We start from the raw sequence: 15106 nt of genomic DNA on the forward strand, positions 1-15106 counted from the left end.
GATTCTTTTGCAAAAATAAAGGCACGTAACCACGTGCCTTTTGCTTCATTGCGCAAAGATTAGAAATCTAATAATTCTTTTTCTTTTGCCGCTAATACTTCATCAACTTTTTTCACATAGCCGTCAGTGATTTTTTGGATTTCATCTTGTGCTTTACGCTCTTCGTCTTCACTGATTTCTTTGTCTTTTAATAACGCTTTGATTTGGTCATTTGCATCACGACGTACGTTACGGATTGCAATTTTACCTTGCTCGCCTTCGCCTTTTACGATTTTGATTAAATCACGACGACGTTCTTCTGTTAATGGTGGAAGTGGAACACGGATTGTTGCACCGGCTGATGAAGGGTTTAAACCTAAATCAGACGTTAAAATCGCTTTTTCTACTGCGCTAATTAAAGAACGGTCAAATACGTTTACCGCTAATGTACGCGCATCTTCCGCAACCACGTTTGCTACTTGACGAAGTGGTGTTGCAGAACCGTAATATTCTACTTGGATACCGTCTAAAAGGCTTGGTTGTGCACGACCGGTACGAATTTTAGAAATATGGCTTTTTAACGCTTCTAAGCTCTTTTCCATACGATCTTGCGCATCTTTTTTAATTTCGTTGATCATTTGTTGTTCCTTTCAATATTTGAGTCAATAAACTTGTCAATTCTACCTAAATCCCTTTCATTTTCATAGCCCTAACACCAAATTTCTCGTGCGGTTAAATAACTGTTCAGCTATTTCAGACATTCATTCACAAATTAACGACAATAAAAAACGGTCTGCTTTCTTTAATTTGTAAATCATTAAAGAAAACAGACCGTTTGTAGATCATTCAGATAATTAAGAAATGATCGTACCTTCAGTTGTACCGGTTACCACTTGTTTTAATGCGCCCGGTTTAACCATATTGAATACACGAATCGGCATACTGTGGTCACGCGCTAACGTAAATGCCGCTAAGTCCATTACTTGTAACTCTTGGTCGATAACTTCCGCATAGCTTAATTGGTTGTAAAGTTTCGCATCGGCAAATTTAGCCGGATCTTTATCATATACACCGTCAACTTTAGTTGCTTTTAATACCACATCCGCTTCAATTTCGATACCACGTAAACACGCCGCTGAGTCTGTGGTAAAGAATGGGCTACCTGTACCGGCAGAGAAAATCACCACACGTTTTTCACGTAACATTTTGATCGCTTCAGACCAGTTATAAGTATCGCAAATACCGTTTAATTGGAATGCAGACATTAATTTTGCGTTTACATCCGCACGGTGTAACGCATCACGCATTGCTAAACCGTTCATTACGGTTGCAAGCATGCCCATATGGTCGCCCACAACACGGTTCATACCCGCTTTCGCTAATTTTGCGCCACGGAATAAGTTACCGCCACCAAGCACAACGCCAACTTCTACGCCCATTTCTACTAATTCTTTTATTTCTAACGCCATACGATCCAAAATTGACGGATCGATGCCGAAACCTTCATCACCTTGTAGCGCTTCACCACTTAACTTTAATAAAATACGGTTGTAGATTGGTTTACTCATTTTAATTGCCTCTTATGCTATATGGACTAAAAACAAAATTACGCTATTATAGACCATCCTGTTTAATCAGGAAATAGCAACCGATTATATTTACTTCTTGGAATAGCAAATGACACAGAAATTAACAAAACAACAAGTCATATACACCTTTATTGCTCTCTTATTGGCGATCTTTTCCGGCTACTTTATGCTAAAAGGATCCGGTTTCTTCCCTACTCCTAATCTTATTGAAATACTATGCGCCGTCATTTTAATTATTGCGCTCGGGAGTTCGAAGATCTCGTACTACGCATTATTATTGCCGATTACTATCGGTTATATGCTATATACGCCAATCGGCTTATCTTTCGGTGCGCCGTCTTATCAGTATATTGCTTCATTATTTGCAACTGATTTATTAGAAGGACGAGAATTTCTCACTCAGTTACCGATCAGCAACTATTTGATTGCTATCGCTATTTTGCTAGCAGTCGTTTTTTTCAGAAAAATTACCAAACAGCATCAGATTAATTTCTTGAACAATCGTACATTTATTATTAGTTCATTAGTGATTTCGCTGTTTAGCCTTGCGCCATTCAAATTCTTTCACGAATTTTTTAGTGAAAGTATGAAGGTAAAACAGGAATTAGAAACGCTAAATAACAGTACCGCGATTCCTTCCGAATGGGGCAACTCCACACTTTCTAGCGATTCAAAATATGATGATTACGTGTTAGTTATCGGTGAAAGCGCCCGTAAAGATTATCATCATGCTTACGGCTATCCGGTTGAAAATACGCCGTTTATGAGTAAAGCGAAAGGCACGCTAATTGACGGATTCACCGCCGGCGGAACCAATACCATTTCGTCACTCAAATTATTACTCACCAAGCCGAATACTCAAACTTGGGAAGGCAATTATCGCTTAAATTTGGTTGAACTGGTGAAATCCGCCGGCATTAAAACTTACTGGATTTCCAACCAAGGCTATTTAGGACGTTTTGATACGCCGATTTCTTCACTGGCAAACAAAAGTGATGAGAAAATCTTCCTCAAATCGGGCGATTCATTTAGCCAAAATATCAGTGATTTCGCATTACTGCCGAAATTCAGCCAAGTGATTTCGCAAGCGGCACAAGGCAAGCGCTTTATTGCAGTACATTTATATGGTTCACATCCGATTACCTGTGATCGCCTAACCGATTACCCAAAAATCTTTGATGATGCCAAAATTGCGCAAAAATATCACAACGTAAACTGTTATCTTTCTTCGATGAAGAAAACCGATGAATTACTGGAAAAACTGTATAACGAGTTAAACCAAAATAAAGCGAAAACCGGCAGAAGTTTCTCCATGGTTTACTTTTCTGACCACGGTTTAATTCATAGTGAAGACGATAAAGGCATCCATATTTTAAATACCGCACAAGGCAAGCTACACTTTGACGTGCCGTTATTTAAAATTTCAAGTGATGATACCGAACGCCACGTTTATAAAGTATTTAAATCCGGTTTAAACTTTACTGACGGTATCGGTAAATGGATTGGTATTGCTAATGAGAAATTAAATCCGCAAGCGGATTTGTTTAGCAATCAAAGTGATAAAGACGATTACGGACTGAAGCAAGTAATTGAAAAGATTCCGGCAAAAGCCGATCCGGCGATTGTAATTCCAACCAAATAGTTAGCTGATAACAAGCGGTCATTTTTAGCAAAAAATTTGCAAAAATTTCAGCAAATATGACCGCTTAACCAATTGGTAGATAGAAACAAAAAAGCAGGCCAAAGCCTGCTTTTTCTATTTTCATACCGAAAATTAAACTTTTTGCATTGCAGCAACTTCTGCAGCGAAGTCAGTTTCAACTTTCTCGATACCTTCACCAACTTCTAAACGGATGAAGTTAGATACAGAAGTGTTTACTGATTTTAAGTATGCACCAACTGTTTGTGAAGGATCCATTACGAATGCTTGACCAGTTAATGAAACTTCACCAGTGAATTTAGCCATACGGCCTTCAACCATTTTCTCAGCGATTTCTTTTGGTTTACCAGAGTTCATCGCGATTTCGATTTGGATTTCACGTTCTTTAGCAACTACGTCTGCAGAAACGTCTTCTGGGTTTACGAATTCTGGTTTAGATGCTGCAACGTGCATTGCAACTTTCTTCAATTCTTCTTCTGAACCTTCACCAGCAACTAATACACCGATTTTCGCACCGTGTAAGTATTGTGCAATTACGTTACCGTCTAAGTATTGAACACGACGGATGTTCATGTTCTCACCGATTTTAGCAACTAACGCAACACGTTTTTCTTCGAATTGTGCCGCTAATGCTTCAATTGCGATGCCTTTGTTTGCTGCTGCGTAATCAACAACTTCGTTTGCTAATTCTAAGAAACCAGCATCTTTTGCTACGAAGTCAGTTTGGCAGTTCATTTCAACTAACACACCGAAACCGTTAGCAACGCGAGCTAAGATAACACCTTCAGCTGCCACGTTACCTGCTTTTTTAGCCGCTTTAGCTTGGCCTGATTTACGCATGTTGTCGATTGCTAATTCGATATCACCGTTTGCTTCAACTAACGCTTTTTTACATTCCATCATACCTGCGCCAGTACGTTCACGAAGTTCTTTTACGAGTGATGCTGTGATTTCAGCCATTTTGTATTCCTCTAAGGTTGAATTAGATAAGAAAAGCAGGGGGATAAAAAATCGCCCCTGCTCCAAAGTGATTTAAGGGCTATGCCTTAATAACGATTATTCAGCTGTCGCTTCTAACTCAGCTTCAACGTTTGAACCACGACCTTCTTTAACTGCTGCTGATGCTGCGTCTAAGTAAAGTTGGATTGCACGTGTTGCGTCATCGTTACCAGGGATGATGTAGTTAACACCGTCTGGCGTAGAGTTTGTATCAACGATAGCAAATACCGGAATACCTAAGTTGTTTGCTTCTTTGATTGCGATATGTTCGTGGTCAGCACCGATTACGAAAATTGCATCCGGAAGACCAGCCATATCTTTGATACCGCCTAAGCTTAACTCTAATTTTTCTAACTCACGAGTACGCATTAACGCTTCTTTTTTAGTGATTTTGTCAAAAGTACCGTCTTGAGTTTGAGCTTCTAAATCTTTTAAACGTTTGATTGATTGACGTACTGTTTTCCAGTTAGTCAACATACCACCTAACCAACGGTGGTTTACGTAGAATTGTTGGCAATCTACTGCTGCTGCTTTAACTGCTTCAGACGCTGCACGTTTTGTACCAACGAATAAAATTTTACCGTTGTTGCTTGAAATGCGAGTTAATTCCGCTAAAGCTTCGTTGAATAAAGGTAAAGTTTTTTCTAAGTTGATTACGTGAACACCGTTACGTGCACCGAAAATGAATGGTTTCATTTTTGGGTTCCAGTAACGAGTTTGGTGACCATAGTGAACGCCCGCGTTAAGCATATCGCGCATAGAAACTTGTGCCATAAGAATTTTCCTTAAATGTTGTTTGCTTTGTCACTTATGAAAGACAAAGCGGGGTTTAGCCTCCACATATCCTAATAAATCAACCACTTACGTAGCACCCCGATCATTAGCTTGCGATATGTGTGTGTTTTAGTGTTAAAAAATAAATGTGAATGTTTTTCGCCTAAAATTCTTCAGACAAAAAACGGGGCGAATTATGCCAAAAAACGGACAAAATTACCAGCAGTTTTTTGCAAAAATACCGGCAAATTTAACCGCTTGTATTAGCCGCAATTAATGCACTCGCAACACTCTCGATCGGTTAAATTAATCTGCTTATTGTGGAACTGCTGCAAAGTACAACGATGCCCTACGCTAATGATAATACTATTCGGTAATCGCTCTCGAATTGTCCGATACAAAATCGCTTCAGTCGGTTCGTCTAACGCCGAAGTCGTTTCATCGAGGAAGATCAACTCCGGTTTCGCCAATAAAATACGCACAAAAGCCACTCGCTGCAATTCGCCCGGCGACAACGTTGCTTGCCAGTCGGTATCGAAATCCAGCGAATCTACATACTTGCTCAAACAACACTGCTGCATTGCTGCTTTTAACTGTTCGTCCGTCACGACTAAATTAGGGTAACAAATCGCCTCACGCAAACTGCCTTGCGGCACATAAGGGCGTTGCGGTAAAAACAGCGGTTGTTCTAAGCAAGCACGTTCCGCTACCCCGAAGGTTTCAAACGGATAAATCCCCGCCAATGCTTTTAATAAGGTGGTTTTGCCCGTACCGGAAGCCCCTTGAATCAACAATGAATCTCCAGCTTGTAATTCAATATTGATATTTTTCAGCAAAATTTGACCGCTTGCGTCTTTGACCCCAAAATCTTTCAACACAAAGCCTCTTGAACACGGGTAAGGCGTATTTACCGGCATTTGATCAAGCTTATCCAACGTAGTGAAAAAACCGTATAAACGATTCAAACGAGCTTGGTATAAAGTAAATTCTTCATAAAACAAGCGGAAAAAAGACAATGCGCGCATTAAGCGATTAAATGATTGTACCGTTTGGTGCATATCGCCTAATGTTGCTTGTCCGGCGAAGAATCGTGGTGCTTGTAACATTAAGGGTAAAATCATTGCCACTTGTGTTACCCCCGTATTAAAACCGTCTAACCCCAACATCTTTCGCACAATTTTCCAGCGATTGGCAATAATATAATCAAATTTAGCGGTTAAATTATGCTGTTCTCGTGATTCCCCCGAATAGAAAGCGATACTTTCGGCATTGTCTCGTACACGAATCAACGAATAACGGTAATCCCCTTGCAATTTTTCTTTATTAAAATTCAAACGAATCAGCGGTCGCCCAATCCAAACCGATAAAGCAGTCGCAAAAATGATAAACAGATAAATAAAGAACACCACACCCTTTGGAATATCCACACCAAATAGAGTTAACAGTCCAGAAAGTCCCCATAAGATAATGGTAAATTCAATCGTTGCCACAATCGAATTAATCACACCCCGAGTGACTTCCACCGTCCCCGTTACAAAAGCAGTTGCGTCCTGCTCAATACGTTGATCGATATTATCCGGCAACGTTTTCTCATACTGTAGCAAATAGTAATTTTTATTTTGCAACCAGCGATTTAACATCTCACCGTTAAGCTTTTCCAACCACTTAATTTCAAACGATTGGGTAAGAAAATAATTGATAATCGAGTGAACAATCTTCACGATCACCAATAACGCATTAATCCCCGCAAAAAACCAAAACGCCTCGACCGCTTTGTCTTGCAACGATTTATATAAGCCATTGTAGAAAAAGGTGTTTAATACGCTGATACGCACTTCCAATAAAATCAAAAAGATCAGCAATAAAAGTAAGCCGAGTGTTTTCCCTTTATGACTTTTTTGCCAACAAGGTCGAGTGATATGCCAAAAGCGCTGCCCGAACTCGGTTTGTTTGAGTAACCTGCCCGCCAGCAAAAGTCCGGCAGACACACAACAAAGCGCACTTATCAACCACAAAAAACTATTATTTAATTCTGTTTGCCAGTTCATTTAACCACTGTCTAAAAAATAACAAATTACGTTTCCGCACAAAAAAACAAGCGGTCGGAATTGGCAAATTTTTTGCAAAATCCGACCGCTTGCCAAAGCCTATTTAGAATGAATATTCCATATTTGCCCAGTAAGTACGAGGCATACCTAACACGGCAAAACTGCGGTCATATTGACCACGTTGTACCTGCCAGTAACGTTTGTTAAAGGCATTTTCCACCCTGCCACGTAAAGTTAGCGTTTGTTTATCCGCTACTTTCACCACATATTTCGCACCGAAATCTACCGTAGTATAAGACGGCAAACGATAATTCGCTGAAGTGTCTTGGTAAGATTTTCCATAGTATTGTAGTGCGGCATTCAGCGTTAAGTTAGCCACAAACGGCGTATCCCATTCCACATTCGCTTTTGCCATCCAACGAGGGCTGGTGACTTGTACGCCGTCAACAAAAGTATCCTTATACGTTGGGAAATCAAATAATTTCGCTTGGTTATAAGTCAAACCTAATGATGGACGTAACGTATTATCAAACAAACTCGCATAGGTATTAAATTCAATCCCACGGTTACGTTCTTTGCCATGCTCTTTACCCGCAAGTGCTTTCAATGCGGCTTTATTACCACGAATAATCCCCGGGCGGCGAATTTCATAAGCACTTAGTGTGGTCGTGAGCCAGTTATCCCAATTTTTACGCACTCCCACTTCGATTTGTTTGCTAACACGAGGGCTATTCATTTCGCCGGTTTCAACATCAATATTACCCGGTTCTAAATCTTCCAAATAGTTGCCGTAAAGCACTAAATCCGGATTCGGCACATAAGCAAGGGTTACCATCGGGCTAAAGCGATCCGCTTTCACTTCCGTACCGGCTTTTTTATCCTGTTGCTTAATCCACTGGAAGCGACCGCCTAAAGTTAGACGAACGCTATTTTCAATAAAACCTAAGGTATCTGCGAATGCAAGGCTATTGGCACTCAGTTTTGAATCCACTCCTTGGGTATTTGCAGTTAAATCAAAGTTTTTTAACGGCGCAAAGCTTGGTGCATAGATTGTAGCGCCTTTAATTTTTCCGTTAGTTTTACTGCTTTGGTCATGATCTCGTTGGCGTACCACTGAATCAAACGCTAAATTCCAATTATGCGAAATAGCTCCTGTTTCAAAATCACCTTGTAACTTCAAATTACCGCTGGTGGTACGAGAACGGAAGTCGATGCCGCGAATACCGCTGACTTCAAAATTACCGTTTTGTTCAGGTTTGGTAATCTGTCCAAATGCGCCCGAATAACGAGATTCCATATGACCTAAACCACCGGATAACATCATTCCGTAAGCTAAATCGTATTCGAAGGTTCCCATCACGGTTTCATCTTCGGTAGTCTGCCCGATCCAATGTGGATTCAAGTTGGTTTTACCGTTTGGCGCAGAAGGAACGGTATAAGCGAGATTTTGCAAGTCCTGTAAACGTGCACGTCCGCCATCAGTATCTCGTTTGCTATACATATAATCCAAACCGACACGCAGCGCATCGCCACGATAATCCGCACCGATCGCTAATTCTTTATTCATTTCATCATAATCATTACGTGCAGTATTGCCGTCACGATATTTACCGCTTACACGCACGCCCCATTCGTTGTTCGCCCCGAAACGGCGACCGAAATCGAAGGTTTCTTGTAAACGATTATTGCTATACCAACCGAAGCCGATTTTATTAATGTCTTCATCGGTTGCACGTTTGGTTTCGATATTCATTGAGGCACCGGCAGAACCTTCCGGATCCATACCGGTAGTTGCGGTAGAAGCGCCTTTAATCAATTGAGCTGAAGCTACCGCTGCAGTCGGGGAATTATAAGTCGAATACAAACCTGCCAAACCGTTTACACTCACTTGGCGCATATCTAATTGCAAGTTACGCACATACACACCGGATAACGTATTGGTTTCGCCACCGAAATTCATTACCGAAGCATCGGTCTTCGCAATCGCGTCCACTACATTACGAGGTGCCTTATCTTCAAACGCTTTCTCATCATAATTGACCACGGAAATCGGCGAAGTGAAGGCGGTTTGTCTGCCCAGCAAACTCAAATTCACAATTTCTTTTTGTTTATCGCCTGCCGCTTTTGCCTTTTCAAATTGCGCACTGACGTTCACCTGTTCCAGCGTTGCCGTTTCATCTGCCATTGCGATTGAAGGTAAAACAAATAATGCACTATAGATCACACTGTATTTGAATTTCATGCCAATACTTCCGTAAATAATTAATGAAAAAACGCCTAAATTAATAGGTTTTACTGATTGAAAATAATTCTCAATCATAGCTAAGAATCATACCTATCTTTCCAATAGAAATCACTCCGATTCCTCCATTTTTTTATTTTTATTTACAAAGTAATTGCCAAACAAACAACAAGCGGTCATTTTTAGCTCAAATTTTGTAAAAGTTTGAGTAAAAACAACCGCTTGTTAGCAATACACGAAAGAAATTAAAACTGTCGTTGATCTTTCATCAGCCAACCGAATAAGCCGATAATCAGCATCATCACCATAATTAAAGTCGAACCGTATGCCACCGCCAATCCGTATGCCCCGTCTTCAACTCTATTCAGAATATAAGATGTCGCCACTCGGGTACTTGGTGAAACTAAAAACACGATCGCACTAATTGTGGTCATCGAACGAACAAAACTAGTCACCAATGCCGATAAAAATGCCGGTTTTAATAGTGGTAACGTCACAAACAATAAGGTTTTCAGTGAACTCACTCTTAATGAAAACGAGGCTTCATCGAGTGATTTATCCAATTGCTGCAATGCCGCCATACAAGCTCGCATACCAATCGGCATATTACGTGTCACCATCGACAAAACGATAATCGCCGCCGTACCGGTGAGATAAAGCGGCGAATGATTAAACGCCACCACATAAGACACGCCGGCAACCGTTCCCGGTACGGCAAAACAAAGTAAGGTAACAAATTCCAAACTTTGCTTACCGACAAAGCTATGGCGAGTAAGAAGATAAGCGATTAATAACCCCAATACCGCACTAATCGGAGCGGCAATCAGCGAGAACAATACCGTTTGAATCAATGATGGGAAACCGCCCTGATCTAAGCCTTGCCCAAATAACTTGCGATAATTTTCTAAGGTAAAGCTATGATCCACGCCCCAATTTACGGTAAAGCTGCCGTAAAAAATCGAGCCGTACAGCAAAACGGTAAAACCGACCCAAGCGGCGAGTATGCAAAAAATTAGGCTTTTTAGACCGCTTGGTAACGGCTGGAATGTACCTCGAAACCCCTTTCCGGATACCGTGACATAAGACCCTTTACCAATCCACCAATACTGAATCAGAAAAAACAACAATGAAAAACCGAGTAAAATTGCGCCTAAACCGCTTGCCGCCGCATAATCTAATTGCGTGCCGACAAGGTAAAAATAAATTTGGCTCGCCAATACATCGAAATTACCGCCCAACACAAACGGTGTACTAAAATCGGCGAGCGACTGCACGGTAATTACCAAAAACGAATTGGCTAATGCCGGTTTGAGCAGCGGTAATAACACAAAGCGAAAAGTTTGCAAACTGTTTGCTCGTAACGTATAGCTCGCCTCTTCCAACACCACGTTAGATGACTTTAACGCCCCCTCTAAAATCATAAATGCCATCGGTGTAAGTGCTAAGGTATGCGAAACGGCGATACCTGTAAAACCATACAGCCAGTTTGCACTAAAGCCGAAATATTCCACCAAAAAGTCTGTAATATAGCCGGAACGCCCAAGCATTAACGCAATGCCCAAACTGACTACAAAAGGTGGCGTTACCATCGGTAACACCGAAAAAAACTTACTGAGCAAGCGAGTACGTTTGGTTGCAATACGAGTGGTATAAAGCGCAAAACATAAACCAAGAACAGTGGATAGCACGCCTACGGTTGCCGATACGCTTAACGAGTTCCAAACAATTCGTAAAAGATAGCTTTGCTCTAGGATCACAAACGCATTGCCTTCGCTGAACATCGTGCTAAAAATTGTGGTGATCGGATATAAAATAAAAAGCGCTATCGTCAATACCACCACTAACAAGCTCACAATCATAAAACGATCGGCTTGTAACACTTTTAAATTCGCCAACGCATTGCTGCTGATTGCTAATAGTGCTAAAGCAAGAGAAATAATCGCATAGCCGAAACGATAGTTAAGATAAACGGCGGAAGATAACAGAAAAAATATGAGTAACAACGCCAAACCCAATTCAATTCGGCTGCGTAAAGTGAGATCTTTGTTGTAACGAAACACTGGAAAAATCAGTAAACCACCAAACCAAAGCCAACTGATATTAACGTTACTCCAGCCCATTGCCGCAACAAGTTCGCCTTTGGTTGCACCGAATAAGCCGTAATCTAACGCCTGCGAGGGCAAATAAGCAAAGGCAAGCAATGCTAATAAGATCCAAAAATAAGAATGAGAAAAACGTTGTAACATAAAGGGTTTGTGCTATTCAAAAAAAGAAACCACGACATAGCGTGGTTTATAAGCGGTTAAATTTAGCCGAAATTTTGCAAATGCTGTTTGTAAAATTTGGAAGAAATTCAACCGCTTGTTATCAAAGAAAATTATTTCGCTAATTTAATTTCAGTAAGCCATTTATCAATCAAACGCTTACCTTCTTCACTCGAACCGAATTTATCAAAATCGAAATCCAATAAATCAAGTTCTTTCGGGTCAACCGAACTTGGCGAAGCTTTCGCATTCACATTGGTCGGAATCTGGTACACACCATGCTCTCGCCACGGCAACTCTTGCGCTTCGGCACTGAGTACGTAATCCATAAATAATTTAGCATTCTCTAAATTACGCGTATTTTTAATAATACTCGCACCGCCTAACGCATAACCGACTTTGCCTTGTGGAATCACCATTTCAACCGGCGCACCTTTTTCCTTTTCTGTGGCATAAGCATGCACAAAACCGATACTTGCCGTGCTTTCGCCACGAGAAAGATTTGCCGTGACTAAGTTACTTTTTACATATTGCGATACGTTCTCATTTAATTTCTTGAGGTATTCGAACGCTTTTTCTTCACCCAATTTCTGAATAAGTGTTGCCATAATCGTATAAGTTGTACCTGAAGATCTCGGATCCGGCAGTTGAATTTCGCCTTTAAATTGCGGATTCAACAAATCTTCCCAGTTTTGCGGTGCTTTCACGCCCAATTTCTGTAACTTATCACTATTTACCCCAAAACCTAGCACTAACATATAGATAATCGAGGTTTTATCTCCACGTTTTTCCATTAGTGATTTAAATTGCGGCAAAATCTCCGCTTGTTTTGGCGAACGATAACTTTCTAATAAGCCAAGTTCTCCGGCTTGGAAATGCGGTTCAATCGTACCGCCAACCCAAATATCCGCTTGCGGATTGTCTTTTTCCGCTTTAATTTTGCCGAAAATCGTACCGGTTCCACCGTGAATAAACTGCGTTTCCACTTGATATTGCTTCGCAAACTTTTGGGTTAAATTTTCGCATACCTCATTTTGCACCGTACAATAAACGGTTAAACGACCTTCCGCCTGAGCCGTATTGGCCCCCAATAGTGCCGATGTTGCACCTGCGACTAAAGCCAACGCTGTTAATTTTGCTTTCATTATGCTTATCCTTTTTATTTACCGAAAATAGTGCGCCATTCTCAAGATAAACAGGCATGATTTAAAGGGTCAGAAATTAACATTTTAATGGGGTCAGATTTACAAATAACTCTAATAAAATAACAAGCGGTCGTTTTTGCAAAAAATTTCACAAAAACGACCGCTTGTAACCGGCAATCTAAATAAAACAATTACTTAGTAATTGCGCCTAAGATGCCACGCATGATTTGTTTAGAAACTTGGTTGGTCAGCTTTTTCGCTACCGATTTAGTCACTTCACTCACCACTTGCTCGGCAATGGTTTGATCTTTTTTCTTTTTCGTGCCGAAAATCGAAGCGATCATACCGCCAAAGAAATTGCTGTCTTCTTCCGCCTGTTGCGCTTCAGCCTGTTGCTGAGCCGCTTGAGTTTGAGCAACTTGCGCATTCAATAATTCATACGCTGATTCATTATCAACATATTGACTGTAATAAGCATACAAGTCATCTTGTTTCACTAATGTATCACGCTCCGCCGCCGATAACGGGGTTAATTGACTTTTCGGCGGATGAATATACGCCACTTCCACCGGTGTCGGCATACCTTTTTCATCGAGCACCGAAATCAGCGCTTCACCCACACCCAGTTGGGTAATCGCTTCAACCACGTCCACACCTTTATTAGCGCGGAAGGTTTCCGCCGCCGATTTCACCGCTTTTTGATCACGTGGCGTAAAGGCACGTAAAGCATGCTGTACACGGTTACCTAACTGACCTAATACCGAATCCGGCAAATCTAACGGGTTCTGCGTCACAAAATACACGCCAACCCCTTTCGAACGAATTAAACGCACCACTTGTTCGATTTTATCCACCAACACTTTTGGCGCACCGTCAAACAATAAATGCGCTTCATCAAAGAACAGCACAAATTTCGGTTTTTCCGGATCGCCGACTTCCGGTAGGGTTTCGAACAATTCCGCCATAAACCACAATAAAAACGCACCGTACATACGAGGCGAATTAATTAACTTCTCTGAATTGAGTACGTTAATCACACCTTTACCGTCACGGGTTTGCATCCAATCTTGTAGATTTAACGCCGGCTCACCGAATAAATTCGTTGCACCTTCATTTTCAAGTGCCAATAACGCACGTTGAATCGCACCGACACTCGCCGCCGAAACATTGCCGTATTCCACTTGGAATTCTTTAGCGTTTTCCGCCACAAATTTAAGTAGCGCACGTAAATCTTTTAAGTCGATGAGCAATAAACCGCGATCATCCGCTACACGGAAAACCAAGTTTAATAAACCTTCTTGCGTTTCGTTTAAATTTAATAAACGAGCAAGCAACATCGGCCCCATTTCCGAAATGGTGGTGCGAAGCGGAATCCCCGTTTCGCCAAACACATCCCAATAAGAAACCGGATAACCGCTTAAATAGCTCTCACCGCCTAATTGGAATTGTTCGACACGTTCTGCAATTTTGCCGGATAAACTGCCCGCTTGTGCAAGCCCTGAAAGATCACCTTTTACATCAACTAAAAAAACCGGCACACCGTCATCACTGAAGGCTTCTGCAAATTTACGTAATGTAACCGTTTTACCCGTCCCCGTTGCACCGGCAATTAAGCCGTGACGGTTTGCCATTTTTGAATTTAATGAAATAATTTGCCCTGTTTTCGTTTGGGCGAGTGCGTATTGTGCCATATTGGATCTCTTAAATAATGACGTTTATCATAAACTGAACGCTATCATTTTATGCTTTTTTCACCCCAACTTTAAAGCCCTTTTCCCAATTTTGTTGGAACTGGTTAGCATTGGAAAGCATTCCCTTACAATAATTCACACGCTGCTGATACATCGCCTCTTTTTGAGCGGTAAATGAATAGCCGACACGGTAGCCGTCTAAATACCAATCATCTGCATCTTTACATTGCGTGGTATTAATTCTGCCATGCTTAACCGTTTGTTTTTCTAAACTTTTGGGTTGTTTTTGTTGTTGAGCATAAGTAACTGCTTTCGGCTCCGGATAGCCTTTTGTCACTTGTACACCCTGACGTTTTTCTGCTTCAAACAGCTTGCCTAAATTACCCAGATCTTCCAATACCGTTTCAGTATCCACCGAACCGCAAGCGCTAAGTAAAAAAGGAATAGTAGTAAATAATGTGAATTTTAGTTTTTTCATTGCAACTCCAAAACATCTATCAAGCATTTGATAGACTCCTTAAACACCACAAAAGTGGTACGACCTCAAAAAAGCGCTCAAATCTACAATAAATTTTCAGTTTTGTAAAAGTAATTTTACTCATAGCAAGCGGTTAAATTTCGCAATGTCTTCGGAATTATGTAGCGGCAAATTTTTTGCAAAAAAGAAACCTCCGCAGTAAGCAACTTACGGAGGCTTCTTTTATATAGCAATAAA

The 15106-nt window shown here is 41.0% G+C and carries 11 protein-coding genes; 1 reads left to right on the forward strand and 10 read right to left on the reverse strand.

Going from position 1 to position 15106, the window contains the following annotated elements:
• Positions 1 to 59: 59 nt before the first annotated feature.
• Complete coding sequence (gene frr / locus EL121_RS00495) at positions 60 to 617, reverse strand: ribosome recycling factor (RefSeq protein ID WP_014991577.1); 558 nt, start codon at positions 615 to 617, stop codon at positions 60 to 62.
• A gap of 216 nt (positions 618 to 833) precedes the next feature.
• The gene (gene pyrH / locus EL121_RS00500; RefSeq protein WP_014991578.1) at positions 834 to 1547 is read right to left on the reverse strand and encodes a UMP kinase; all 714 of its coding nucleotides are present in this window, start codon (positions 1545 to 1547) and stop codon (positions 834 to 836) included.
• Between the two features lie 109 nt (positions 1548 to 1656).
• On the opposite strand from pyrH, the gene EL121_RS00505 reads away from it, so the two are divergent.
• The gene (locus tag EL121_RS00505; protein ID WP_039196958.1) at positions 1657 to 3210 is read left to right on the forward strand and encodes a phosphoethanolamine transferase; all 1554 of its coding nucleotides are present in this window, start codon (positions 1657 to 1659) and stop codon (positions 3208 to 3210) included.
• A gap of 132 nt (positions 3211 to 3342) precedes the next feature.
• Here EL121_RS00505 and tsf read toward each other — a convergent pair whose 3' ends face one another.
• The 8 genes from tsf to EL121_RS00545 form a co-directional block, all read right to left on the reverse strand.
• Positions 3343 to 4188, reverse strand: a complete 846-nt coding sequence (tsf, locus tag EL121_RS00510) for a translation elongation factor Ts (protein ID WP_039196959.1) — start codon at positions 4186 to 4188, stop codon at positions 3343 to 3345.
• Between the two features lie 96 nt (positions 4189 to 4284).
• On the reverse strand, positions 4285 to 5001 hold the full coding sequence (gene rpsB / locus EL121_RS00515; protein WP_014991581.1) for a 30S ribosomal protein S2: 717 nt from the start codon (positions 4999 to 5001) through the stop codon (positions 4285 to 4287).
• Positions 5002 to 5264: 263 nt separating this feature from the next.
• A complete protein-coding gene (locus tag EL121_RS00520) occupies positions 5265 to 7049 on the reverse strand; it encodes an ABC transporter ATP-binding protein/permease (protein WP_039196960.1) in 1785 nt (594 codons plus the stop codon).
• A gap of 103 nt (positions 7050 to 7152) precedes the next feature.
• Positions 7153 to 9291 carry a TonB-dependent siderophore receptor gene (locus EL121_RS00525; protein ID WP_039198994.1) on the reverse strand — a complete coding sequence of 713 codons (2139 nt, stop codon included), beginning with the start codon at positions 9289 to 9291 and terminating at the stop codon, positions 7153 to 7155.
• A 245-nt stretch (positions 9292 to 9536) separates the two neighbouring features.
• Positions 9537 to 11537: an ABC transporter permease gene (locus tag EL121_RS00530; RefSeq protein WP_039196961.1), complete on the reverse strand. Its 2001-nt coding sequence runs from the start codon at positions 11535 to 11537 to the stop codon at positions 9537 to 9539.
• Between the two features lie 131 nt (positions 11538 to 11668).
• On the reverse strand, positions 11669 to 12700 hold the full coding sequence (locus tag EL121_RS00535) for an ABC transporter substrate-binding protein (protein WP_039196964.1): 1032 nt from the start codon (positions 12698 to 12700) through the stop codon (positions 11669 to 11671).
• 191 nt (positions 12701 to 12891) lie between these two features.
• Positions 12892 to 14391 (reverse strand): helicase HerA-like domain-containing protein, encoded by a 1500-nt coding sequence (locus tag EL121_RS00540; protein WP_039196969.1) that lies wholly within the window; start codon positions 14389 to 14391, stop codon positions 12892 to 12894.
• Between the two features lie 49 nt (positions 14392 to 14440).
• Positions 14441 to 14869, reverse strand: coding sequence for a hypothetical protein (locus EL121_RS00545; RefSeq protein WP_039198996.1), 429 nt, complete (start codon positions 14867 to 14869; stop codon positions 14441 to 14443).
• Between the last annotated feature and the right edge of the window lie 237 nt (positions 14870 to 15106).

Source organism: Actinobacillus equuli, from assembly GCF_900636745.1.
Lineage (GTDB): Bacteria > Pseudomonadota > Gammaproteobacteria > Enterobacterales > Pasteurellaceae > Actinobacillus > Actinobacillus equuli.

What these genes read in the sequence shown, in the direction of transcription:
- EL121_RS00530 (WP_039196961.1), bottom strand. Translation starts at nt 11,537, where the DNA reads ATGTTACAACGTTTTTCTCATTCTTATTTTTGGATCTTATTAGCATTG.
- EL121_RS00520 (WP_039196960.1), bottom strand. Translation starts at nt 7,049, where the DNA reads ATGAACTGGCAAACAGAATTAAATAATAGTTTTTTGTGGTTGATAAGT.
- EL121_RS00535 (WP_039196964.1), bottom strand. Translation starts at nt 12,700, where the DNA reads ATGAAAGCAAAATTAACAGCGTTGGCTTTAGTCGCAGGTGCAACATCG.
- EL121_RS00505 (WP_039196958.1), top strand. Translation starts at nt 1,657, where the DNA reads ATGACACAGAAATTAACAAAACAACAAGTCATATACACCTTTATTGCT.
- EL121_RS00540 (WP_039196969.1), bottom strand. Translation starts at nt 14,391, where the DNA reads ATGGCACAATACGCACTCGCCCAAACGAAAACAGGGCAAATTATTTCA.
- EL121_RS00525 (WP_039198994.1), bottom strand. Translation starts at nt 9,291, where the DNA reads ATGAAATTCAAATACAGTGTGATCTATAGTGCATTATTTGTTTTACCT.
- frr (WP_014991577.1), bottom strand. Translation starts at nt 617, where the DNA reads ATGATCAACGAAATTAAAAAAGATGCGCAAGATCGTATGGAAAAGAGC.
- EL121_RS00545 (WP_039198996.1), bottom strand. Translation starts at nt 14,869, where the DNA reads ATGAAAAAACTAAAATTCACATTATTTACTACTATTCCTTTTTTACTT.
- rpsB (WP_014991581.1), bottom strand. Translation starts at nt 5,001, where the DNA reads ATGGCACAAGTTTCTATGCGCGATATGCTTAACGCGGGCGTTCACTAT.
- tsf (WP_039196959.1), bottom strand. Translation starts at nt 4,188, where the DNA reads ATGGCTGAAATCACAGCATCACTCGTAAAAGAACTTCGTGAACGTACT.
- pyrH (WP_014991578.1), bottom strand. Translation starts at nt 1,547, where the DNA reads ATGAGTAAACCAATCTACAACCGTATTTTATTAAAGTTAAGTGGTGAA.